Annotated in this window: 19 protein-coding genes; 15 read left to right on the top strand and 4 right to left on the bottom strand. The window is 58.6% G+C overall.

Annotated elements, in window-relative coordinates; all coding sequences use genetic code 11:
* Window positions 1–238: 238 nt before the first annotated feature.
* The 6 genes from Q7U76_06700 to Q7U76_06725 all read left to right on the top strand — a co-directional run bounded on the left by Q7U76_06700 (window position 239) and on the right by Q7U76_06725 (window position 4,617).
* Window positions 239–685, top strand: coding sequence for a hypothetical protein (locus Q7U76_06700; GenBank protein ID MDO8356062.1), 447 nt, complete (start codon window positions 239–241; stop codon window positions 683–685).
* A 45-nt stretch (window positions 686–730) separates the two neighbouring features.
* Window positions 731–1,690 (top strand): formylglycine-generating enzyme family protein, encoded by a 960-nt coding sequence (locus Q7U76_06705; GenBank protein ID MDO8356063.1) that lies wholly within the window; start codon window positions 731–733, stop codon window positions 1,688–1,690.
* Window positions 1,691–1,712: 22 nt separating this feature from the next.
* The gene (locus tag Q7U76_06710; GenBank protein ID MDO8356064.1) at window positions 1,713–2,678 is read left to right on the top strand and encodes an SUMF1/EgtB/PvdO family nonheme iron enzyme; all 966 of its coding nucleotides are present in this window, start codon (window positions 1,713–1,715) and stop codon (window positions 2,676–2,678) included.
* Between the two features lie 121 nt (window positions 2,679–2,799).
* Window positions 2,800–3,501, top strand: a complete 702-nt coding sequence (locus tag Q7U76_06715) for a hypothetical protein (GenBank protein ID MDO8356065.1) — start codon at window positions 2,800–2,802, stop codon at window positions 3,499–3,501.
* Between the two features lie 64 nt (window positions 3,502–3,565).
* Window positions 3,566–4,120 (top strand): hypothetical protein, encoded by a 555-nt coding sequence (locus tag Q7U76_06720; GenBank protein MDO8356066.1) that lies wholly within the window; start codon window positions 3,566–3,568, stop codon window positions 4,118–4,120.
* Complete coding sequence (locus tag Q7U76_06725; GenBank protein MDO8356067.1) at window positions 4,117–4,617, top strand: CopD family protein; 501 nt, start codon at window positions 4,117–4,119, stop codon at window positions 4,615–4,617. The genes Q7U76_06720 and Q7U76_06725 overlap by 4 nt, the downstream gene beginning before the upstream one ends.
* Window positions 4,618–5,105: 488 nt before the next feature.
* Here Q7U76_06725 and Q7U76_06730 read toward each other — a convergent pair whose 3' ends face one another.
* The 4 genes from Q7U76_06730 to Q7U76_06745 form a co-directional block, all read right to left on the bottom strand.
* Complete coding sequence (locus Q7U76_06730; GenBank protein ID MDO8356068.1) at window positions 5,106–6,236, bottom strand: polysaccharide deacetylase family protein; 1,131 nt, start codon at window positions 6,234–6,236, stop codon at window positions 5,106–5,108.
* A 25-nt stretch (window positions 6,237–6,261) separates the two neighbouring features.
* Complete coding sequence (locus Q7U76_06735) at window positions 6,262–7,188, bottom strand: methyltransferase domain-containing protein (GenBank protein ID MDO8356069.1); 927 nt, start codon at window positions 7,186–7,188, stop codon at window positions 6,262–6,264.
* Window positions 7,160–8,344 (bottom strand): hypothetical protein, encoded by a 1,185-nt coding sequence (locus Q7U76_06740; protein ID MDO8356070.1) that lies wholly within the window; start codon window positions 8,342–8,344, stop codon window positions 7,160–7,162. The genes Q7U76_06735 and Q7U76_06740 overlap by 29 nt, the downstream gene beginning before the upstream one ends.
* Window positions 8,345–8,559: 215 nt before the next feature.
* On the bottom strand, window positions 8,560–8,913 hold the full coding sequence (locus Q7U76_06745; GenBank protein ID MDO8356071.1) for a hypothetical protein: 354 nt from the start codon (window positions 8,911–8,913) through the stop codon (window positions 8,560–8,562).
* 540 nt (window positions 8,914–9,453) lie between these two features.
* Between Q7U76_06745 and Q7U76_06750 the strand changes: the two genes are divergently transcribed.
* The 9 genes from Q7U76_06750 to Q7U76_06790 all read left to right on the top strand — a co-directional run bounded on the left by Q7U76_06750 (window position 9,454) and on the right by Q7U76_06790 (window position 22,929).
* On the top strand, window positions 9,454–9,606 hold the full coding sequence (locus Q7U76_06750) for a DUF3309 family protein (protein MDO8356072.1): 153 nt from the start codon (window positions 9,454–9,456) through the stop codon (window positions 9,604–9,606).
* Between the two features lie 65 nt (window positions 9,607–9,671).
* The gene (locus Q7U76_06755) at window positions 9,672–9,980 is read left to right on the top strand and encodes a BON domain-containing protein (GenBank protein ID MDO8356073.1); all 309 of its coding nucleotides are present in this window, start codon (window positions 9,672–9,674) and stop codon (window positions 9,978–9,980) included.
* A gap of 761 nt (window positions 9,981–10,741) precedes the next feature.
* Complete coding sequence (gene smbP, locus Q7U76_06760; GenBank protein MDO8356074.1) at window positions 10,742–11,176, top strand: small metal-binding protein SmbP; 435 nt, start codon at window positions 10,742–10,744, stop codon at window positions 11,174–11,176.
* 137 nt (window positions 11,177–11,313) lie between these two features.
* Window positions 11,314–11,541, top strand: coding sequence for a CsbD family protein (locus Q7U76_06765; GenBank protein ID MDO8356075.1), 228 nt, complete (start codon window positions 11,314–11,316; stop codon window positions 11,539–11,541).
* Between the two features lie 65 nt (window positions 11,542–11,606).
* Window positions 11,607–12,164: a BON domain-containing protein gene (locus Q7U76_06770; protein ID MDO8356076.1), complete on the top strand. Its 558-nt coding sequence runs from the start codon at window positions 11,607–11,609 to the stop codon at window positions 12,162–12,164.
* 90 nt (window positions 12,165–12,254) lie between these two features.
* Window positions 12,255–12,551: a hypothetical protein gene (locus Q7U76_06775; protein ID MDO8356077.1), complete on the top strand. Its 297-nt coding sequence runs from the start codon at window positions 12,255–12,257 to the stop codon at window positions 12,549–12,551.
* A gap of 117 nt (window positions 12,552–12,668) precedes the next feature.
* Window positions 12,669–13,085, top strand: coding sequence for a DUF3015 family protein (locus Q7U76_06780; GenBank protein MDO8356078.1), 417 nt, complete (start codon window positions 12,669–12,671; stop codon window positions 13,083–13,085).
* Between the two features lie 59 nt (window positions 13,086–13,144).
* A complete protein-coding gene (locus Q7U76_06785; protein ID MDO8356079.1) occupies window positions 13,145–13,528 on the top strand; it encodes a beta/gamma crystallin domain-containing protein in 384 nt (127 codons plus the stop codon).
* Window positions 13,529–14,190: 662 nt separating this feature from the next.
* Window positions 14,191–22,929: a glucoamylase family protein gene (locus Q7U76_06790; protein MDO8356080.1), complete on the top strand. Its 8,739-nt coding sequence runs from the start codon at window positions 14,191–14,193 to the stop codon at window positions 22,927–22,929.
* Window positions 22,930–23,435 lie beyond the last annotated feature (506 nt).

Genomic DNA, 23,435 nt, shown 5'->3' on the forward strand with positions numbered 1-23,435 from the left:
TGACTCACGGATCCAACCGCTGAGCGCTCAAGGAATGGGCGCCAAGCGTGCGGATGTGCAGCCAGAGCCTCGTGCTATTCCGACGGCGATGAAGTAGTCGACAGCGGAATAGTCTCGGTCAAGACGGGGGAGCTGCGCGTACAGTGTGGCTCCCCCGTTTTCTTAGAACAGTGCGTCTGCGCACTGAGCGGCATGGTTGAAGCGCTGTCGCCCGCAGGGACGATAGGGAAGGACCTAGATGCCGGTCAAGTATGTCGTGCTGAATCAGGGATCGCTGGTGCTGGAGTTGTGGACGGGGGCGGTCTCCCACGACGAAGTCCTCGCGCATGTGCGCCAGCATTTGAGCGATGCCTCGATTGCACACGGCGCATCCGTTCTGGTCGATGCCACAGGCGCATCATTCGAGACAAGCACGGAAGCGGTTCATGAAGTCACCGATCTCTATCGACGATCGATAGAAAAATTGAGAGTGGGGAAAGCGGCGCTTCTGGTGAATGAATTGACCTATGATCGCGCGCGAGTATACGAGAAGCAATCAATAGACCTTGGCATGCGGGTCATCCTATTCAACTCGCTGGATGTGGCCTCTGCATGGTTGGGGGTTGACGTCACGAGGGCGCGTGAAGCATTTGAAAAGCTCCGGTCCTGTCTCGCTGGAATGGGAACGGTTTCACATCCCACGTAAACGGTGAGAGCGGTCGGTTTGCTGATGAGGGATGAGGCGATAGGCATGAGGGGATGGGGCGACATCTGTGAGAAGTGGGGCCGGGGCGTCCTATTGGTGCTCGCTGCGAGCCTCTTGCCGCTGGTCACTTGCTCGGGCATGGCGTACGCCGATCATTTGTCTCCCAAGCATGATCCCTGGGCGCAACCCTGGGAGCTGGAACGGTTGGCGTTGCTGGAGGTTCCCGAGGGGATGGTTCCTGTGCCGGGAGGACCGTTCTTGATGGGCAGCGATCCCAAGGTGGATCGCGCAGCCGGTCCTCAGGAGCAGCCGCAGCGGCCCGTCTCCCTCGATGCCTTCGAGATCGACCGGTATGAAGTCACCAACGTGCATTACCTTCGATTCGTGTTGGCGACAGGGGCAGCCTGGCCGGAGTTTTGGATGCAGGATCCCTTTCTCGAAAAGATGGCTTCGCATCCGGTGATCGGGGTGAGTTGGGGCGAGGCCACGGCCTATTGTCGGTGGGTGGGGAAACGTCTGCCGACCGAAGCCGAATGGGAAAAGGCCGCGCGCGGTGAGGACGGTCGCATGTTTCCATGGGGGAACGAACCGGCCGGGTGGCTGAAAAGTAATATCGCGCATTCGGGATCGAAACGCGGATTTAAGTATCCGCCGCTGGCCAATGTGAACCGGTATGACAAGGGTGTCAGCCCCTACGGTGTCCATCAAATGGCCGGTAACGTAAGTGAGTGGGTGTCGGATTGGTTCGACCCCGAGTACTACCGGAGCAGCCTGCCGGACAATCCGACGGGGCCGGCGACCGGCGAACTCAAAGTGTTCCGTGGCGGCTCCTGGAACGAAGATCCGGAGGTCGCGCGATCCGCCGGGAGGAATGGCGGCACGCCGGACCGCAGAAGTTATTTGACGGGATTGCGATGTGCGAAATCAACAGTGGGCAAGGGGCTAGAGGCGAAAGGCGAGGGGGGTGAGTCTGTCTCCCCCTCGCCTATTGCCTCGCGCCGCTAGCCTGGGCAACAAAGGAGGCCGGATGATGAATGTGGCGGGAATGGAAAGGTTGGTGACGGTCAATCGGGTGGTGAATGCGATCATCGCCACGGCAGTGGCCCTGGTGATTGCGAACGTCGCTTGGGGGCTCGATACGCAGGACGTGACGATGGAGTGGACCGGGGTGGGTAAACAGCTTGCGGCAGAACGGGTGGCCACATGGAAAGCCAAGAACGACATGGTCCTCGTGCCGGCCGGTGAGTTTATCATGGGCAGCGATAAGAAGACGGACCGGCTCGCCTATCGCGGCGAGATCCCGCAGCGGCGCGTCTATCTGGATGCGTTCGAGATCGGCAAGTACGAAGTGACGGCGCTGGAGTATCTCAAGTTCGTGCTCGCCACGAACCGCCCGCCACAAGTGGATTGGCGGTATGAGGGTGGAAATTTCCAGGAAGCGATGGCGCACCATCCGATCATGCACGTCTCCTGGTATGACGCCGATGCCTTCTGTAAGTGGGAAGGAAAGCGGCTGCCGACCGAAGCGGAATGGGAGAAAGCGGCGCGGGGAGTGGACGGGCGTCTCTTTCCCTGGGGCAAGGAATATGCGGGACCGAGCAGGGCGAATTTCGGGAGAACCGGCCTTTCCGGTCCGGTGCGGGATCGTCCAGAGCGACTCTTGCTCTATCCCCCGATTATTTCGGTCGATAAATATGAGAATGCCGTGAGTCCCTTCGGCCTCTATCAGACGATCGGGAACGTGTCTGAATGGGTGTCCGATTGGTACGACCAGGACTATTACGCCACGGCACCGGATCGGAACCCCAAAGGCCCTGAGGTCGGCACGCAGAAAGCCTTCCGTGGCGGTGGCTGGATGGACAGCACCACGACCATGCGGGTTGCCATGCGAAACGGGACCGATCCCAATACGAAGATCAACTGGATGGGATTCCGCTGCGCGAAGGATGCACACGAAACAGCAGGGGCCAAGGTGTCGCAGCTCGTGCCGTAAAGGAAGTCACCTGTGAAGGGTTTATTCATCATGCTGATGTCTCGGGCCGGCGAGCGCAAGTCAGCGCAACTGTCGGAGGACAAGGACTGTCCTCCGATGATCGCCCAGGGAGGGGAACATCATGCAGGTTCGGAAGGGAAACAGGAACATTGGAGTCAGGTCTGCCGTAGTTGCGATCATGCTGGGGCTCGCTGTCTGTGGTGCATCGCCGGCTTCGGCTGACGAGAGTATTGGCGCCGGCAACCAGGTGTTCTTCCGGGGGGGCGCTGCCGGGATGAATAGTAATCGGTCGGGCGAGGTGTTCACAGATGTGTACAGTGGTGCCGGTAGGAGCGGCCGAAGCAACGACAGTACGGCTGGCTACTATGTCGGGGGAGGCCTGGATCTCCTGATGCACAAGGATTTCCTGGGAATCAAAGGCATGTCGTTGCTGGGAGAAGTCGGGGTGGAGTTCAAGAGATGGAATTCCAATACCGTCAACCAAGCTGTACCGACTGTGGCTGGCGCCACAGGAGCAACCGTGACCGATAAAGTCCAAATGACCATGCTGACGGTGGATATCGCGCCGAAGCTCAAATTCATGGAAGGGAACAAGTTCCGTCCCTGGGTCATTCCGGTCGGACTGGATTTTCACGTGATCAGCCCGCCGTCGAATCAGTCGCAGTATCTGGACATTGGTGTGCAATTCGGAGCGGGTTTCGAATACAACTTCTGGGGGCCGCTCAATCTCGGGGTGGATGCACGCTATCACTTGGCGTCCAATCAAACCAACACCGTGAACAGCTATGGCACGGCGGGCGCGTATTTGGGGATACTGTACTAAATCATAGGCGACTATCTTTTTGAACTAACTCGTGGCGAGCGGATGAAGATCATCGGGAGCTAAGATGCAACTCGTCGTCCACATTCCATATCTGGTCGACGAAGACAGCGCACGAGCCTTGGGCCTAGCCCAGCAGGCTCCGAGCTTCACGATGAAATGGGTCGATGCCCGGAAGGTGGCGATTGGGATGTTCCCGTCGCTGCCGTCTGGCATCGACCTGGCGATTCAGCTCGTGGGCGAAACGGTTAGACTGTCCGGAGCCTGGGCGAGCATGAACTCGGAGCGAGTTTCGAGTTTAACCAAGCTCTGGCAGCGACTGAACTGTTATCGTGACAGTCTGAACGCGCAGGATCGCGAGCGGTATTGTCTGCAGAAAACCGCCTTCTTCAATACCCTGGTGGGGTGCGAAGGGCATCGGTGTCCTGTCTCGTGCCAGTTTATTTGCACACCCTGTATGCGCATGACCCAGGACCAGTCCTCTGTCGATGGAGAGGATCGATTCACGGTCGCGACGGAGCTGGCAGAAATTTCCTGGTGCCCGAACCTCAGCCTGTCGGGGCCAAGCAGTCAGGCCGGACGTCCACTTCTCACCATTGACCCCAGAATGACGAGCGGGTGATCGGTGGATTGGTTGCGGCGATGATCGTTCTCCTGGTCTGGTTCCATATGCTTGCGGCGGTCGCGTGGATTGGCGGGACGATTTTCTTGTCGGTGGTGCTCGTGCCGGTGCTTCGAGGTGAAGCGTTTGCTTCACAGAGATCGTTGCTCTTTCGGACCACAGCTCGGCGATTTCGCGCGGTGGTGTGGAGCGCTATTGCCGTTCTCCTCCTCACGGGCCCTCTGTTGCTGCATCAGCGGGGGATCCCGATTGCAGACCCATCAGGATGGCCGACGGTCCTGGCAGCCAAGCTGGGGCTCGTGGCGATCCTTTTTTTGTTGACGCTGACCCACGATCTCATCCTCGGACCTCGCGTCGGGAAGATACGACAACTCCCTGTGGAGAGCCGAAGCAGGTTCGATCAGGCCCTGGTTCTGTGGTCTCCCTGGGTGGCTCGCTTTTCACTCGCTCTTGCGCTGGTCATCTTACTTGCCGCGGTCCTGCTTGTGCGGACCTAACAGGACGCTAAGAGGCCGCCATTGTCACCTCCCCCAGCCCTCGGTGCGCCGTGCCCGCCAGCGTGCGTGGTACGTGAAGTACAATTAACAGGCAGGTTGCCCTGAATCTGTCTCGTCTATGTGGTCCATGTGGCCCGTCTCATGTGCTTGGTTGAAGCAGGCAAACCACTTAAACCGCGCGTTCAATAAGTGGAGTCAGCCTCTCGCTGGTATTTACTTGGACTCATAGCCGTCGCATCAGGTGTGGGCGTCATTCTGAAGAGAAATGGCATGCGCGGCCTGGGGCTTACCAAAGATCGCCTGATGGATTGATGATGCTGCCGACTCAGAGATCCGGGTTGATTGGCGCTTCGTAGGGGGATTGAAGTCCAAGGGAAGGTGAGCGATTTGCCCAACTGGCCCTTCAGATAGCTCCCTTTCTTGTCTCGCTCCATGCAGGTCGTGAGGGAACACTCCAGGGGAAACCTCGTATCGATTGACGCGTCGCATCATCGGTGCCTGAAGACAGGTGTGCCGACGGGAGTCCCCGCGACAGCCCCTGCTGAGAGTGAAGCCTCGTGCGTAGTGACGCCATCGATCGCATCAGACAGAAATCTTGGCATCGTGTGCGCACGAGACCGCAACCCACGCACCGTACTCAACGAGTCCGCAAACAGAGAGGGGGAATGGTCTTGCCGCATCATATGCTCGACAAATCCGTCAAGGAGGGAGAAATTTTCCGGTGTCATGCCCTGCATATTCCATATGGACATATTGCGCGGAAAGGATTGCCGATTCGCATGGACAAACTCGTGGGGGTGGCAATAGAACACCAGTCGTGAAGCACGTCGGAATATCCGGCGGACCATCCACTTCATCACCGGCAGGCCGAGCACTCTGAGCGTGGCCATATTGATAGGGAAGAGGAGCGCCGAGGGGGCCATCTCAATGATCGAGCTGTGTCCAGGCACGCGAAGGTGGCTTGATGAAAGACGATACGGCTCACTCGGAGCACGAAAGTATTTCAGGTAATGCACCCGCCCAAAGCCGCAATCGAATCGCCTGGCCGGAACAGATGAATCGTAGCGGTATCCCTCGTCTTCGAGCGCACGCAAAGTCGTTTCACCGATCCACAAGCTCGGTGCGCGAAAGACGACTGGACGAACCCCTGAGGCGTTCTCCACGGCCTCCGTGGCCCTTCGGATCCAATCTCGTTGCTGGGTATAACTGGCTGACCTGAAATCCTCGTCGCGCTCGAGACTCCCGTGTTCCCACCCATGAGTACCGAGTTCGTGCCCTCGCCGCCGGCATTCTCCGATCAGATTTCCATGAGTTTCCGCAAACCGCCCGGCCACAAAGATCGTGGCCTTCATCTTCCATCGGTCACAGAAATCCAGTAAGCCTTCCAGTCCGACCTGGGACCCTGGAACCCAGTCGACATCGATAGTGAAATGCCACGGCAGAACGGTTTGTGTACGCAGGGGATGGAGATGTAGCGATCCATCCAACGGCTCAGAGGGAACTCGCGCCTGAGCCCAGTGGATCGGTTGCTTTTCCAGTACTTGAACCTTCTTGTGCATCTCGGTTTTCGGTATATCTGACGTGGTCTTCGTATTCACTGTGCTCATCTTGGCTTGCATCGTATTCACCTCAGTGCGCCTCCGTTCAGATGCGCGCGTGTTTCTTCGTCCGGTCTTCCTTGACCCTCTCTGTCGCCTTCTTGGATTTCCTCCCGACGTCCTCGGCGGACATCAGACAAGTCTGCCGCCGACTACGCCGGCAGACGAGGAGAATTTCATCCACGTTTGCGACGTCGATCAGACCAGAGGCCCAGGCAAGGCGCGGTTGTAAGAATAGCCCGATGGGGAGAACGAGCCCGTTGTACCAACGCATGGCCTGAGCCCGTTTGTGAGTCATGCCCCACACGGCGAAGTCCAGGAGCCAGCCGCTTCGGGGTTGCATGCCGAATACGGCGCTTTGCTCAAGCACAAAGGCATGTTCTTCGAGGATGGCCAGGAGCTCGCCGGGGTCATAACGTCGAGCGTGGCCGACGAGGGCGTCGAAGCCTGTCCAGCGGTCTGGATGCAGTGGTACCGAAAAGATGACCGTCGCATCGTCCTTCGCCACCCGACTGAGCTCGCGAAAGGCCTGCCGGTCATCCTCGATGTGTTCGACGATGTCGAAGGCACAGACGAGGTCAACGCTGCAATCGGGGAAGGGCAGGGCGGTAATTTCGCCGAGCATCGCGTGACCGCCGCAGGACTTCAGACCGGAGAGCGCCAGCCGGCTGATGTCGATAAAGGACGTACCCAGGATAGGGAGTCTCGGGCGCAGGCCTGGGCCGATTTCGAGTCTCGCCGGTGCCGAGGCGGCGAGTACGGCGAGCAGCGGCCATGTGTTGAAGCGATGCGGCAGAACGACATGGCTTCCTGCCCAGAGTCCGTCGTAGAAGTTCTGGTTGATGGTCGCAACGGTCGGGCGCGTCGCCTCCTGCACCTGGCTGATCGGCGTGAGGCCACCATAGGCAGAGCCCGCGGTCCCCGCATTACTATGTTGACTATGGCTAAGCTCTCTTGAGGCGATTAGGCTCATATTGGGACATCATAGGTTCGTGGAGATGGGCAGGAGGTGGCGACACTGTTCGATTCACGTCAATGGTCGATTCTTGACTCAGGACGCCTTCGATCTCCAGCAATAACTCGCGTCGGCACATCTCTCCTTGAAGATACAGGACCTGAGCATGGGACGGTAGCCGGCTTTGGAGGACGTTGCGGATCGCCGAGGCATGCTCCGGGTGTCGGACATACGTCTTGAAGAGGGCCTGCCCGGACCACTGCCCGCGAGAGATTCCATGAAGCCGCTCTGTCTGCGTGAGTAGTGCCTTCAGGTTGTAGAGTATTTCGAGCGTCTGTTTGTGAGGCTCGCCGATGTGAGCACTGATATGACCGACCACGCTTGCCGTGCCGGCGATGAGCAGATTGGCCCCGGAGACGGAGGGTCGTAGGGTGGCTCTCGCGAACGACGGGCTGCGCGGACCGTACACAGGAGGATACTCGTACGCGCGCACCTGGCGTGGATTTTCGACATGCGTTCCCGGAAGCTTGGCTGCCAGAAAGTGGATGCTCAGCGGGCCGGACAATGTCCCGACGGCGGTTCCCGCAGGCAGGGTGCGAGGGAAGCCAGAAAGGCCCTCGGCCAAGGCCTGGTAGCGGCCGGCGCAAAATTGTTGGTATCGTTCAAGCCCGTTGGATTCACGGTTGATGTGGGGGAAGTAATTCCACATCCGCAACAGATGAGGGTAGCCCAGGGCACGGGTTTGGACGAGCAGGCGTCGATAGGCGTTGTAGGTCACGGTATCCAACTGCGTGCCCGGGCGTTCTTCTACGTGCAATGCGCCAAAGAGCACCTCATCGTTCATGGCGCAGTGGATGTCCTCGGCCTGGTGATAGGTGACTGGCTGGGTGCTCGCCCATATCTCGGCCAACGGAGGCCCGTTCAATTGTGGAAGATCGAGGTAGACAACCGGGCAGGCACCGGAATCACGGGGCTCCCCGTGATTCCGGTCATGACGGACGATACCCAAGACGTGAGAGGGCAAGGCCTTCAGAAGTGTGTCGAGCCGAGTAATCTCCACATATTCCATGCGGAACGCATGCGCAGTGGATACTGGGATAGGCGGAGCGGGCGTGACTAGGGGCCACGTAAGGCCGCGTTCCACCACACATTGGTTTGACTTGGTTCGGCTCACACCCTGATCTCCACTTGTGGTCGACGCGGCGGGAAGGCCGGCGAATTCACCGGGTCACTCGTGACCCCGGTCACCTCTCAGAAGACATCCATCTTGGTACGTCGGTATCACGGGAGAAACCAGTCTCACGTTGCGGCAGGATACCTCCCTCGCGGGTCATGGACCCCCTTGGGAGATATCCTTGAAACCAGGGCTCGTCGGGTATCACGCTTCGACTACGGAAGCAGCGCGTCTCCCGCGACGTTCGTGTATACCGGGGTGAAAATGAACCCCAATCCTGGAATGAGATACCACATGACCGACGTGTCAGATTGTACGATCCGTACCTTCGTGGCGCCGACTTTTTTGGCCTCATCCGCGAAGCTCTGGACGGTCGCGTTGAGTGTGGCGTCTCCCACGATCGGTTTGCTCATGAACAGGTTAATTGCATAGTTCCTCGTGTTGATGTGCGTCAGCTTGTCGCCGTCAACTCCTTTTATGCCGCGTAAATCACTCGCGGTATCGGTGATGGAGCAGCCGGCGCCAACTCCCATGACTAACACCAGCATCGCCATAGCGGAATATCTCATGGTTCCCTCCTGTGGATGGACACATGCCTGCGCATGTGTAAGTTCTGGTTAAGCCTATCTCACAAGCAGTCGGCAATCTGGTCACAATTGCTCACATTACAAATTAATGCGGAGTATGCGCAGCAACGTCTACTTGACGATAGTCGGCGAGGGGCGGCTCGCCTGTATTCTTCGGGCAGGGTCGTCACGACAATACCCGATGACGGGTTTCTAGCCAGAAGATTTTGGAACCGACGGCTGATAGCAGGCGAAGAGTTACCGAAACTTCCATTGGGGCCAGACCTTTCCTCCAGACTGAGCAATTGTGATCAGACGCTGAATCGTGCTCAGGGCAGACTAGACATAGTCCCGATCCGGACGCCGTGCGATGTTCCAGTGCCGGGCGGACTTGCCGGTGAAGTTGATGAAGCAGGATCAGAGTCGGTTCGGTGAACGGCTAGAGATAGACCGAAGAGATGTGCTTGTCAGGGGTTCGCGTGGCCCATCGCTGAATACTATGGTGCGGGATAGATCGAACAGATCCTTAATCGGAGGTGATATGTGAGCACAATACTTCTTGTCATTCTCATCCTTCTCCTTGTCGGCGCCTTGCCGACCTGGCCTCATAGCGCGAACTGGGGTTATGGCCCCAGCGGCGGACTCAGCTTGGTGCTCTTGGTGTTGCTCATTCTGTTGCTGACGGGTCGGCTGTAACGGCTGCTTCACTATCTTCATAGGGCCTGACGGGCGCTCACGTGAGCAAAGAGAGGACTATTATCATGATCCGAATTCCAAACGTTCTGATGACGCTAGCTGCTTCCAGCTTGCTTATCATCGGTTGCCAATCGAATCCTCAGACCACGGGGCATTATATCGACGACGCGGGCATTACGACGGCGGTGAAGGCGCATCTTGCTACGGACGGTCCGCTCAAGACGATGACACAGATCAGCGTCAAGACCGTCGAGAACACCGTCTATCTCACCGGCGTGGCGGCAACTCCGCACGATAAGAATCGAGCGGAGGAGATTGCACGCCAAGTGGAGGGGGGTTACACGGTTGTGAATAACATTACCGTTCAACCGTAGTGTTTGTCAGCGTTCAGCCCCGATACTCAAGTCAGCACTCTTCGGGGTGCATCGCCGGTCTAGCCTTTCCGACAACGACCGGGTTTCCTCTTTCATGTTGAATGGCCTCACCTCGGATATGAACGAGAAATGGCACTAGTTGTTGTGCGCACAATCAAACCAGTCTGAGTTGCTGCCGCATTATTCTTGAATTGAAAGTGCCTAGCCGCGCAGATCGTCTTCTCCGAATCGAAACAAAATCCGCTGTTCGCTCCGCGCGTTGCGGAAAACGGCCGAGTGAGGCCGAGGTCCTATCGTATCATTGCCCTGGCGATTCAGCGGGAGCCTGCGATCTGTTGCTTGCCCACGTCGGGAGAGTCAATAAGCCTGAGACGGTTCATCCAAAGATCAGTCAAGGTATGCTGGCGGACATCGCCGGTAGTACGCACTGTCGCGTCAGTTGCTTCACGACTACGTTCCGCAAATTGGGCTTCATTGACGGCACCTGCGAGTTAACCGTACACAATTGCCCTCCTCAACATCGTCCTTCACGACTACGTCCCCTGTCATTATCGGTGCCTTCGTTCAGCGAAGGTGCGATCTTGCATGCCTTGAATAATATTTTTCAGACCTGATCAGTTTTGACCAGCCTGGAATTAATCTACACGTCAGACTGTAATCAGAGCTGAAGGGATTGCAGCAAGCGGTACTGGCTGCGCTGATGCGGTGACCGGGTTCAATTCATTGTTTACAGGTTCTAACCGATTCAAGGAGGTGTCCCCATGAGACAGGTCAAGAAGATTGGCGCATTCGCGGGTGGGTGCATGTTCGTGCTGACATTGGTTGCCTGCTCGTCGATGACGAGCGCACCAACGATCGACCCGAGCGTGAAGCATTTGCAAAAAGAGAATGCGTTTTATGACCGGAATGTCAACGCAGCCTATAACCATGCGCGAGCTGCCGAGATCGCAGGGGGCCAGGGCAATAACGGCTTGCTCGTCCACCATGCACAAATAGCCTTGGGGCAGGCGCAAGAGGCGCAACGGACAGGAAGTAATATGCCACTGGACGAGGCAGTCATGTCGCTGAGGAAATCGGTAGAAGAAGGCCAGCAAAATGCCACGCAAGATGCGATGCAATCTGCGAAGGATGCGCGCGAGAAGCTCTCGCATGCGGCTGACGTGCGCATCGTCGAAAGCGCCAATAAGATCTCCTAGGAGGCTGCACATGGAGAAGTGGCCGGCGGAAAGCTGGAGAGGCAAGCTGTCAGGAAATCGAGTGGCAGTGCCTGTTCTGCTGCTTCGTCGGCCTGTAGAAGTCGTAAATTCACATGACCCAATCAAGGAGGTGCAGCATGAATGCAGATCAACTCAAAGGAAAATGGATGCAATTCAAAGGGGAACTGAAACAGCAGTACGGCAAGTTCACAGATGACGACCTGACGCAGATCGAAGGCAATTACGATAAGTTCGTCGGCAAAGTTCAGGAACGGTACGGCGACAAAAAAGATGAGCTCATGAAATGGGCTGACCAATGGCATCTGAAGTCCGCGCCGGATACGACGAAGATCAAGACGCATTAACGGAAAGTCATCAAGACGAGAGAGAGATCGCTGGGCAATTTCACATTTCAGTGAGGGGGAAGACAATGAACACAGGTTATGTACTGACACTTTGCACGGCCCTGGTTGTTGGTGGGGCATTCATCACCGGAGCAGTGACCGCTGCGGACAAGGCCGCAGAGAAGACTCCGATCAATGACACGTGGCTCACGGCGAAAACGAAGATCGCCCTTGCTGCCGATGGTCGGGTCAAAGGGCGGCACATCGATGTCGAGACCACGAAGAACGTCGTAATGCTCCGAGGCAAGGTCGATTCCGACGCGGCCAAGCAGGCGGCGGAGGGCATTACCAAAATGCTTGATGGCGTCAAGACAGTGAAGAACGACCTCGAAGTGGTGGCTCCATCCAAGCGTGAAGCGGTGGAGGAGAAGGATGAGGCTATTACGGTACGCGTCCAAAAGAAGATTGCGAAGGACGCACATCTGAAGAAGGCTGATATTGCCGTTCAGACCAACGCGGGAGTTGTCTCGCTGACTGGCGAGGTCAAGGACCTCATGACCAGCGCTAATGCGTCCTGGACGGCTTGGTTCGTGCCGGGGGTGAAGTCCGTGAAGAACGATCTCACGGTGAAAGAGAAGGCCTAAGGCATTGGGAAATGCCTCGCCCATTGTAGTTCGAAACGACAGAGTCAGCGCAATCGGATACACCACAATTACGTACAAGGAGGTTATGTCATGAAAAAGCTCATCGGGTTGTTCGTATGTGCAATGGCCATCGGTGTCGGCGCAGCATCCCTTTCATACGCAGCTGATGGCATGGCTGTGCAAGTCAACCAGACAGTCACCGGGGATCTGCTGAAGATCGACGGGGAGTTTTACGTGGTGAAGGACATGACCGGCAAGGAAATCCGCCTGCATGTCGACAAGACTACGACCCTGGATGGCTCCATCAATGTCGGCGAAAAAATCGAGGCCCAGGCTACGGAAAAAAACCACGCCGTGTCCATTAAACACGTACAGCCAAAGAAGTAGGTCGGCGGTGGAAATTCAAGCATAGAGAGCGGGCCAGTCTTTAGGATTGGCCTACTGTGCTCAAGAAGAGTTGGCCTTCTCGTCATGAGAGGGGGCCAACAGCAGGAGGGTTGTCTTATGCGCATCATGACGTTGACTAGGCTTGTGGGGGCATTGGTTCTGGCAGGCGTCGGGCTCGTTACGACTGCCTGTAACACGTCCAAAGCCACGGTCGATACGTTCGCCAAGTTTACATCGAGCACGAGTCCTGGGGAGATGTTCGATGCCGATGGCTACGTCAAGCAAAGCCAAAAGGCGCGTCTGTTTGCCGCGGTCGCGTTCGAGAATCTTGAGCAGGACATCGCACGCGGGAATGGAGAATATCTCGCATCGTTGGACTTGTTGCTGGACATTCCAGCCGCGGAGCAGGAGGAGTTTAGGACGCGCGCTCAGAGCGCATATCCCTTCCTATTCGCGTCCAATCGGCGGACGGCGGAAGGCCTATTGGCTATGCTGGCCCGCCAAAGAGCAGACGACCGAACCGACCGACAATAAATAGGCTACGTGTATCTGCCCGGACGTTCACCTTTATTTCTTAGCCCAAGGAGGCCGCTATGTCGTTATTTAAAATGTTCATCGTGGGTGGATTGATCGCCGTAGGCGCGTTGTCTGCAGAGGCTGCGGATATGGAGCTGCAGCTGGTCGATAAGAACTGTTGGATCGAGGTGTTCGATGACACCAAGTACGACGCTGATGATCCCCATGTCAAAATTCAGGGCCCCAAAGAGTACGCTTCGCTGAAGGATCTCAATGGTCGGGATTGGAACAATGACATTCAAAGCGTCATTGTCGGATCAAGCGCGACGGTGCTTGCCTATAAAGATAAGGATTTTAAAGCCACGGAGATCGCCTTCGCATCGGGGCAGCGCATTCCGGATCTGTCCAAGCTGGACATGTCCAACGACATTGAGTCGATGAAGATTGCCTGCGTGAAGTAGCCGTCCGTCGGATCATGCTCGGGATGAGCACTGCACGTGCTCATCCCGGCATGTCCTGCCGGTCGACCTGGACAGCGGGCGGCGGTCTTTCTGGCTGCGAGACCGTCGTGCAGGCACACGTTCACCGAAAAACAGGGAATCGTCCTTCGCCAGTAGTTTTCCCTTCACGAGACTTGTGGGCTCCGACCACGCGAGCGTGAAATTGCCTGCCTCTGGATTCTTCAGGCTGAGCAATTTTGACCAGACGGCCTTCCGTCGAGTTGGATAGAGTTGAAAAAAACTTTGCGCGCGTGGATTGCTAGCGTGCTGCCTTGTGACGAGCCTTCGATCGGTCAGGCCTCTGGCACGCACCTCCCTCCTCATGTCAGGCGCGGCGAGCGAGGAGTTCCTGGACTCCTACAGTCTGACGTAGATCGCAGTTGCGCGGGTGTTGCCAGGATCAACGGTCCAAGGGGAAGGATGCAGCCGCTGCTCACTCAGTCTACTCGCCAGCGCTCGATCTTCTGTTTCGCATTGGACGTCGACATACACGTTGGCCTTGAGACCTTCGTCTCGACCCGAACGTGGCCTTCGGTCGGACGCGCCGAAGAGCGGCATCCACATCCTTCACCTGATTGCGGACTGGTTCGCAAGACCTCGCCTCGAAGAAAGAGACCTCATAGATGAAGGTCCGCAGCAAGATCAATCTCAGCAGCTTGCTCCATCTGAGAGCAAGCTTTCCTGAAAACGATTTGGCAGAAAAATACGCCGGTGGCGAGCCTCCGCTGCGTTCGGAGCTTTTTAGCGCCGATCAAATGGAACAACATGGCAAGATTTTGGCTGGTCAGCACCAGTTAAGTCCGGGACAGGCCCCAGACCAGCTTCTAAGCAGGCTGGCTGAGAATGAAGACGTGCTGGTCGGCGTGCGCGATCTGTTGGCCGAAGCGGTCAAGGCGAACCGCCGGATTACGCCGGCGGGGGAATGGCTGCTCGATAATTTCTATCTCATCGAAGAGCAGATTCGCACGGCCAAGAGACATTTGCCCAAGGGGTACAGCCGGGAGCTGCCTCGCTTACTGAATGGCTCATCGGTCGGGCTTCCACGTGTGTATGCCATCGCGCTTGAAACGATCTCGCATGGCGATGGACGAGTCGATCCGGGAAGCCTCAGCCGTTTCGTGGCGGCCTACCAAACGATGACCAGCCTCACGTTAGGCGAATTATGGGCCATCCCGATTATGCTCCGCCTGGCCCTGATCGAGAATCTCCGGCGCGCAGCCACGCGCATCGCCGCGCACAGGATCGACCGTAATCGCGCCGACTACTGGGCGGATCAGATGATGGAGATCGCCGAAAAGGATCCCAAAAGTCTGATTCTGGTGACAGCGGATATGGCGCGGTCGAGCCCGCCAATGGCGAGTGCGTTTGTAGCGGAGTTCGCGCGCCGGCTGCAGGGACAGAGCCCCGCATTGGCGTTGCCCCTCACCTGGATCGAGCAGCAGCTCTCCGAGTCCGGCCTGACGATTGAACAGTCGGTGCAATCGGAAAACCAACAGCAGGCCGTCGATCAGGTCTCCATCAGCAACAGCATCGGCAGTCTCCGGTTTCTGGGCACGATGGACTGGCGCACGTTCGTTGAGACGATGAGTGTGGTCGAGCAGACGCTGCGGGAGGATCCCGCAGCCGCCTACGGCAAGATGGACTTTGCGACCCGCGATCGCTACCGCCATGTGGTGGAGAAAATGGCGAGGAGTAGCCGGCTCTCCGAAAGCGAAGTGGCGCGCCATGCGATCCGTCTCGCGCAGCAGAGCGCGAGCGGGCATGGCGGCGACCGTCGAGAAATCCATGTTGGGTTCTACCTGATCGACAAGGGGGTGCCGCAGCTCGAACGAACGGCAGAGGTGCGCCTCTCCACATACGACGCGCTTCAGCAAGCGAGCAGCCGGGTTCCGTTGCTCCTGTATGTCGGCACGATCGCGTTGATGACGGGGGGCTTCACCGGCGGCTTGCTGGCACAGGTGTCTATCGAGGGTATGGAGGGTTGGGTCCTCGCGCTGGCCGGCCTCCTGTCCCTGCTCGGCACTAGTCAATTGGCGGTGGCGCTGGTGAATTGGCTTACAACAAGGCTGGTGACACCACATGCGCTGCCGCGACTGGACCTCACCGGCGGCATCCCCCCGGAGTTGCGCACGCTGGTCGTGGTTCCGACGATGCTGAGCAGCATTGAACATATCGATGAGCTGACCGAAGCGCTCGAAGTCCGGTTTCTGGCCAATCGAGACGAATACCTATATTTCGGCCTGTTGACCGACTTTCGAGACGCGCATGAGGAAACACTTCCTGAAGATGAGCCCCTCTTGCGGCTGGCTCAGAAGAGAGTCGAAGCGCTGAATGAAAAGTACAGAGAGGTGACGCGCGATGCGTTCTTTCTGTTTCATCGCCCCCGCCGGTGGAATCCTGAGGAACGGATCTGGATGGGATATGAGCGAAAACGAGGAAAACTTGCCGACTTAAACCAGCTGCTTCGCGGTGGCTCACCGGATCGCTTCTCACTGATCGTCGGTGAGACGACCGTGCTGTCGAACGTGCAATACGTGATCACCCTCGACACGGATACACAATTGCCGCGCGATGCGGCGCGGCAGTTCGTGGGCGCGATGGCACATCCGCTGAATCGTGCGCGATACGACGAAGCCAAACAGCGGGTCTGCGAAGGATATGGCATCCTGCAGCCACGCGTCGCCGTGAGCCTCCCAGGCACGAGCCGATCGCACTATGCGCGACTCCACGGGAGTGAGCCAGGTATCGATCCCTATACGCGCGCCGTCTCCGATGTCTACCAGGACCTGTTCGCTGAAGGTTCGTTCATCGGTAAGGGGATCTATGAGGTAGACGCGTTCGAACGCGCCCTCGCAGGCCGCTGTCCCGAGAACCGGATTCTCAGCCACGATCTGCTGGAAGGATGCTACGCGCGGGCTGGGCTGTTGAGCGATGTGCACTTATACGAGGAGAATCCCTCTTGCTACAGCGTGGATATGAGCCGGCGGCACCGCTGGATCCGTGGAGATTGGCAGCTTGCGGGGTGGATCCTGCCGCGCGTCCCAGGTCCCGGAGGGCGGCGTCAGAAGAATCCGCTCTCCGGACTGTCTCGATGGAAGCTCTTCGATAACCTCCGGCGAAGTCTCGTCCCGTCGGCATTGACCCTCCTGTTGCTGCTCGGCTGGACGGTCGTATCCCCGTTCTGGTTGTGGACCCTGTCGGTGATCGGCATCGTCCTGATTCCTCCTATACTCGCCGCGATTCTCGATCTGTTTCAGAAGCCGGAGGATGTGTTGCCGGAGCAGCATGCCGCCACCGCGCTCCGCACGGCCGGCCGCCACGTCCTTCAGACGGTTTTGACGATCGCATTCCTTCCCTACGAGGCGTTCGTCAGTGTGGATGCGATTGTGCGCACGATCTGGCGAATGGCGGTCACGCAGACACGACTGCTGGAGTGGAGCCCGTCAAGTCACCCGGATCTCGATCGCCGCACAGACCTCGTCGCCTACTGTCGGACGATGTGGCTCGGACCCGTTCTTGCCACGGCCGCAGTGGTTTGCCTGGCGCTGTCGGAGCCGGGCGTCTTCGGTGTCGCGATGCCCATCCTGAGTCTCTGGTTCACCTCCCCTGCGATCGCGTGGTTTATCAGCCAACCGATCGTTCGGCGCGACGCGAATCTGACGGCCGACCAGACGATCTTTCTTCGGAAGCTCGCCCGAAAGACCTGGGCCTTCTTCGAGCAGTTCGTCGGGGCGGGTGATCATTGGCTGCCGCCTGACAATTATCAGGAGCATCCCGTGGCCGTCGTCGCGCATCGCACGTCGCCGACGAATATGGGGCTCGCGCTGCTCGCGAATTTGTCCGCATACGACTTCGGCTACCTGTCGGTCGGACAACTCATCGAACGCACGTCGAATGCGCTCCACACGATGAAAGCGTTGGAGCGGCATCGGGGGCACTTTTACAACTGGTACGACACGCAATCGCTGAAACCGTTGCTGCCGACCTATGTGTCGACGGTGGACAGCGGAAACCTTGCAGGCCATCTGCTGACACTTCGGCCGGGTCTGCTCGCACTCCCTGATCAGAAAATCCTGGGGTCGCGATTCTTCGACGGGCTCAGCGACACCCTCAGGATCCTCGAAGATAGGCTCGGGGGAGCCATTCCGGTCCAACTCGCGCACTTTCAGCAGCATCTGGATGCTGCCTGCGAGACCCGGCCAACGACGCTTACGACGGCGCGGCTCTGTCTCGACCGGCTGGCGACGACCGCCGAGGAGATACACTCGAACGTGAAGGCGGTCCCTGAGAGCCAGGCGGCCTGGTGGGCGCGCGCACTTGCCCTGCAATGCCAAGACGCCCTCGCGGATCTCATGTTTCTCGCTCCATGGGCCTTGCTGTCGGCCTCACAGAACAGGCTTATCGAATGTGGCGACATCGACGAGATCCCCACATTGCGAGAATTGGCGCGCCTTGACGAGGTGTGTCTACCGGCCATCGAACATCGAATGGACCTGGAGCCGACGCATGAGGGGAATGCATGGGTTGATCGTCTGCATGCACTCATCGCGGAGGCTAGCCAGCGCGCGCGAGAACGAATCGCGGCGGTCGAAGCCCTGGCACGTCAAGCCGGTCACTTTGCGAATGTGGAATACGATTTCCTGTTCGACAAGGGCTGTCATTTGCTCGCGATCGGCTACAACGTCGGCGAGCGCCGGCGGGATTCGAGTTACTACGATCTGCTGGCGTCGGAGGCGAGATTGTGCAGTTTCGTGGCAATTGCACAGGGACAACTGCCGCAAGAAAGCTGGTTTGCGCTCGGGCGTCTCCTCACGACCGCCGGTGGAGGGTCGGCACTGATCTCGTGGAGCGGGTCGATGTTCGAGTACCTCATGCCGCTGTTAGTGATGCCGACCTACGAGAACTCCCTGCTCGACCAAACCTGCAAGGCGGCGGTGGAGAGACAGATCGAATATGGCAGGCAGCGCAGCGTCCCGTGGGGCATTTCGGAATCCGGCTATAACATGATCGATGTGCATCTCAACTACCAGTACCGCGCGTTCGGCGTGCCCGGACTGGGACTCAAACGCGGGCTGGCCGACGATGTCGTGATTGCACCCTATGCCTCGGCGCTTGCGCTGATGGTGGCGCCCGAGGCGGCATGCCTGAATTTGCAGCGGCTCTCGGCTGAAGGAGTTGAAGGACCATTCGGGATGTATGAAGCGATCGACTATACGCCTTTCCGGCTCCCACGCGGGCAATCGAGTGCCGTGGTTCGATCGTACATGGCCCATCACGAAGGCATGAGCTTGCTATCCCTGGCCTACCTGCTCCTGGACCGTCCGATGCAGAAACGATTCGAGTCGGATCCCATGTTCCAGGCGACCACGCTGCTGCTGCAAGAGCGGATTCCAAAGGCCACGGCATTGTATTCGCCCACTGTCGAGTTGTCCGACGTCCAGACGGCTGCCAGTGGATGGGAGACGCCGGTGCGCCGATTCAGCAGTCCGCACACGCCGATCCCGGAAGTCCACCTATTGTCGAACGGCCGGTATCACGTGATGATCACGAATGCAGGTGGCGGCTATAGCCGTTGGAGGGACCTCGCCGTGACACGCTGGCGGGAAGATAGTACCTGCGACAACTGGGGGACGTTCTGTTACATCCGCGACGTGACGAGCGGGGAGGTCTGGTCCACGGCTTATCAGCCGACACTTATGCCACCGAAGTCCTACGAAGTCATCTTTTCCGAGGGACGGGCTGAGTTTCGCCGGCGTGACCACGATGTCGAGACGTATACCGAAATCGTGGTGTCTCCGGAAGACGACATCGAATTACGTCGAACCCGCATCACCAACGGCTCAAGGATTCGCCGAACGATAGAGATTACGAGTTACGCAGAAGTCGTGCTCGCCTCACCTGCGGCAGACGCCCTCCATCCGGCGTTCAGCAATCTTTTTGTGCAGACCGAGATCGTTCGCGAACAACAAGCGATTCTCTGTACGCGCAGGCCCCGCTCCGTCGACGAACACTCGCCATGGATGTGTCATCTCATGGCCGTGCATGGAGCAGACGCCGGAACGATGTCCTACGAGACGGACCGCCTCCAGTTCATCGGCCGCGGCCACACCACCGCCGATCCGCAAGCCATGGGCGGATCCGGCGCGCGACAAGGGGCTGTGGCGCTGTCCGGCAGCGAGGGCTCCGTGCTCGATCCGATTGTCGCCATCCGGTGTCGGATTACGCTCGATCCTGAAGAATCGGCCACGATCGATCTGGTGACCGGCATCGGCGACACTCGCGACATCTGTCTGGGCTTGGCTGAGAAATACCACGATCGGCGACTGGCCGACCGCGTCTTCGATCTGGCCTGGACCCATAATCAGGTGGTCATGCGGCAGCTGAATGCCACCGAGGCCGATGCGCAACTCTATGGCTGCCTGGCCAACTCTATCCTCTACGCCAATTCCTCCCTGCGGGCCGACCCGAGCGATCTGATCAAAAACCGCCGCGGGCAATCCGGGCTCTGGGGCTACGCGATTTCAGGCGATTTGCCGATCGTGCTGTTGCAGATCGGCAATCCGGCTAATATCGATCTGGTGCGCCAGCTCGTACAGGCTCACGCCTATTGGCGCTCTAAGGGGTTAGTGGTGGACCTGGTGATCTGGAATGAAGACCACACCGGGTACCGGCAAGTCCTTCACGAACAGATCATGGGGCTGATTGCCTCGGGTCTCGAGGCACAGGTGATGGATCGACCGGGCGGCATCTTCGTCCGCCCGATCGACCAGATCTCGAACGAAGACCGCATTCTGCTGCAATCGGTCGCCCGTGTCATTCTCACCGACAATCGGGGATCGCTTGCGGACCAGGTTGCCCGTCGCGTCTATACGGACGTCACGGTGCTGCGCCTGATACCAACCCGGACCCGCCGAACCGAACCCTTGCCGTCCGCGGCGGTCCCACGCCACGATCTCATGTTCTTCAATGGGCTGGGAGGGTTCACACCTGATGGCCGCGAGTATGTCGTCACGACCGCGCACGGACATGTGACCCCGGCACCGTGGGTGAACGTGCTGGCGAATCCGCATTTCGGCACCGTCATCTCGGAAAGCGGCCAAGCCTATACGTGGTATGAGAACGCCCACGAATTCCGCCTCACTCCCTGGCACAACGACCCGGTGAGCGATGCGAGCGGAGAAGCGCTCTACCTCCGTGACGAAGAGCGGGGCCACTTCTGGTCTCCCACGCCGCTGCCCAGCCGCGGGGCGACCCCGTATGTCAGCCGGCACGGCTTCGGCTATAGCGTCTTCGAGCATACGGAGCGCGGCATTCGCTCAGAACTATGGGTATACGTGGCCCTGGATGCATCGATCAAGTTCATGGTTTTAAAAGTAAGGAACGAGTCGGGCCGGAGGCGCAAACTGTCCGCGACGGGCTATATGGAATGGGTGTTGGGAGATCTGCGGCCGAAATCGGCGATGCACGTCGTGACCGAATTGGACGCGAAGAGCGGCGCGATCTTCGCGAGAAATTCCTATCACCCGGAGTTCGCCGGAAAGATGGCGTTTTTTGACGTGGACGAGACGACTCGAACCATCAGTGGAGACCGGACTGAGTTTATCGGGCGCAACGGTTCGCTGCGCAATCCCGCGGCGATGGCGGCGTCCGGGCTCTCGGGCAACGTGGGGGCCGGTCTCGATCCCTGCGCCGCGATCCATGTTCCATTCGAACTGGCCGACGGACAAGAGCGTGAGATCATCTTTCGGTCCGGCGTCGGGCGGGATGCGGATGATGCCGGAAATCTAATCCATCGCTTTCGGGGATCTGCGGCTGCGCGGGGCGCTCTCGAAGCGGTGTGGCAATATTGGACGCACGCGCTCGGTGCCGTGCAGGTGGAGACCCCGGACCAGTCACTGAACGTGCTGACCAACGGCTGGCTGATGTACCAAACGCTCGCATGCCGTCTATGGGCGCGGAGCGGATACTATCAATCGGGGGGCGCCTTCGGGTTCCGCGATCAATTGCAAGATTCCATGGCGCTCATCCACACCGCGCCGCATCTTGTGCGCGAGCATCTTCTGCTGTGCGCAGCCCGCCAGTTTCAGGAAGGTGATGTCCAGCATTGGTGGCACCCCCCTACAGGACGAGGTGTGCGTACACGCTGTTCGGACGATTACCTCTGGCTGCCGTTGGCGGCATGCCGATACGTGCTGAGCACAGGAGATAGCGGGGTCTTGGATGCACCCATCCACTTCGTCGAAGGCCGCCCGGTCAATCAGGAGGAGGATTCGTATTACGATCTGCCGGGCCGATCTGAACAGACGGCCAGCTTGTATGAGCATTGCGTGCAAGCCATTCTGAAAGGCCTCACACGCGGGGAGCACGGCCTCCCACTCATCGGATCCGGCGACTGGAACGACGGCATGGATATGGTCGGCAAGCAGGGCAGAGGCGAGAGCATCTGGTTGGGGTTCTTTCTCTACGACGTGCTCATGCAGTTCACGAAGGTGGCACGCTTGCGTGGCGACCTCTCCTTCGCGCAACGTTGCCAGACGGAGGCGCATGACCTGCGCCAGCATCTCGAGCAGCATGGCTGGGACGGAGCATGGTATCGCCGTGCGTACTTTGACGATGGCTCACCTCTTGGGTCGGCGAGTAACCCCGAATGCCAGATCGATTCGATTGCACAAAGCTGGTCGGTGCTCTCCGGGGCAGGGGATGCCGCGTGCTCGCACATGGCGATGGAGGCGGTGGATCGGCGCCTTGTGCGCCGGGATTCTGCGCTGATCCAACTGTTGGATCCGCCATTCGACAAGTCGACGTTGAATCCTGGCTACATCAAAGGGTACGTCCCGGGGGTGAGAGAAAATGGCGGGCAGTATACGCATGCGGCGATCTGGGCGGCGATGGCGTTCGCCGCATTGGGAGACGGACGGCGCGCGTGGGAACTGCTGTCCATGATCAACCCGATCAACCATGCGAGATCTCCGGAGGGGACCGCGACCTACAAAGTAGAACCCTACGTGGTCGCCGCCGACGTCTATGCGGTTTCGCCACACATTGGCCGCGGAGGATGGACCTGGTACACGGGCTCAGCCGGCTGGATGTACCGGCTCATCGTCGAATCACTCCTCGGGGTGAGGCTGGAAGTCGACAAGTTATATGTGGCTCCGTGCCTCCCTGCGGATTGGAAGGAGTTCACGCTGCACTACCGATACCGGGACACGCGCTACCATATCACCGTCTCGCACGTCATGGCCGGGAACGGTGCGACGAGCGTGACGGTCGATGGCGTCGAGCAATTCGATCAGGCGATTCCTCTTGTGGACGATCGGCAGGAACATTCGGTTGAGGTCACAATACAGGCCGCGGGCGGTTAACGGAGAAGGATCGGCCGCAGTTCATGACATGGTTCAACACGACACGATATTGACCAGACCACGCGCTGTCTTTTCGCCATACGAAGGCCAGTGCCTGACATGCTCTCTCGCCGTCACCCTCAGCAAGAAGGAGGCGGCACCATGCCGACTTGCTGAAGCGGCCGGCGGTCTCAAGCCTCCACACACTGCCAGCCTTAGCGGGAGCGGGAACTTTCGGCAGCCGTGAAGCGCAAGGACTGGTTGGTCTCTCGTATGTATTTGGTCTATGTCGTTGCACGAGACTGACCAGATGAACCAGATCAGCGCTCATCCATCCCGCCCGCCTCGCGTGTCAACCTGTCTGAAAGAGTGAAGCCTCGAATCCCATTCGAGTCGCACAAGCGGTATGCGCGCCAAGCTGCGATCGGATTCATACTCCCTAATCTGAGCAATTTTGACCAGACTGCTGCCGGTCTTCTCGCGATACTAATCTTGCATGGAGAAGATCATGAAGACGGGGCCAGATC

This window comes from Nitrospirota bacterium (genome assembly GCA_030645475.1).
In the GTDB taxonomy this organism is placed as follows: domain Bacteria; phylum Nitrospirota; class Nitrospiria; order Nitrospirales; family Nitrospiraceae; genus Palsa-1315.

Bases quoted from the DNA above. Each gene is read 5' to 3' on its own strand.
- Q7U76_06765 (MDO8356075.1), top strand. From the start codon at position 11,314: ATGAATGCAGATCAACTCAAAGGAAAATGGATGCAATTCAAAGGGGAA.
- Q7U76_06735 (MDO8356069.1), bottom strand. From the start codon at position 7,188: ATGAGCCTAATCGCCTCAAGAGAGCTTAGCCATAGTCAACATAGTAAT.
- Q7U76_06745 (MDO8356071.1), bottom strand. From the start codon at position 8,913: ATGAGATATTCCGCTATGGCGATGCTGGTGTTAGTCATGGGAGTTGGC.
- Q7U76_06715 (MDO8356065.1), top strand. From the start codon at position 2,800: ATGCAGGTTCGGAAGGGAAACAGGAACATTGGAGTCAGGTCTGCCGTA.
- Q7U76_06790 (MDO8356080.1), top strand. From the start codon at position 14,191: ATGAAGGTCCGCAGCAAGATCAATCTCAGCAGCTTGCTCCATCTGAGA.
- Q7U76_06700 (MDO8356062.1), top strand. From the start codon at position 239: ATGCCGGTCAAGTATGTCGTGCTGAATCAGGGATCGCTGGTGCTGGAG.
- Q7U76_06770 (MDO8356076.1), top strand. From the start codon at position 11,607: ATGAACACAGGTTATGTACTGACACTTTGCACGGCCCTGGTTGTTGGT.
- Q7U76_06705 (MDO8356063.1), top strand. From the start codon at position 731: ATGAGGGGATGGGGCGACATCTGTGAGAAGTGGGGCCGGGGCGTCCTA.
- Q7U76_06780 (MDO8356078.1), top strand. From the start codon at position 12,669: ATGCGCATCATGACGTTGACTAGGCTTGTGGGGGCATTGGTTCTGGCA.
- Q7U76_06730 (MDO8356068.1), bottom strand. From the start codon at position 6,236: ATGCAAGCCAAGATGAGCACAGTGAATACGAAGACCACGTCAGATATA.
- Q7U76_06775 (MDO8356077.1), top strand. From the start codon at position 12,255: ATGAAAAAGCTCATCGGGTTGTTCGTATGTGCAATGGCCATCGGTGTC.
- smbP (MDO8356074.1), top strand. From the start codon at position 10,742: ATGAGACAGGTCAAGAAGATTGGCGCATTCGCGGGTGGGTGCATGTTC.
- Q7U76_06720 (MDO8356066.1), top strand. From the start codon at position 3,566: ATGCAACTCGTCGTCCACATTCCATATCTGGTCGACGAAGACAGCGCA.
- Q7U76_06785 (MDO8356079.1), top strand. From the start codon at position 13,145: ATGTCGTTATTTAAAATGTTCATCGTGGGTGGATTGATCGCCGTAGGC.
- Q7U76_06710 (MDO8356064.1), top strand. From the start codon at position 1,713: ATGATGAATGTGGCGGGAATGGAAAGGTTGGTGACGGTCAATCGGGTG.
- Q7U76_06755 (MDO8356073.1), top strand. From the start codon at position 9,672: ATGATCCGAATTCCAAACGTTCTGATGACGCTAGCTGCTTCCAGCTTG.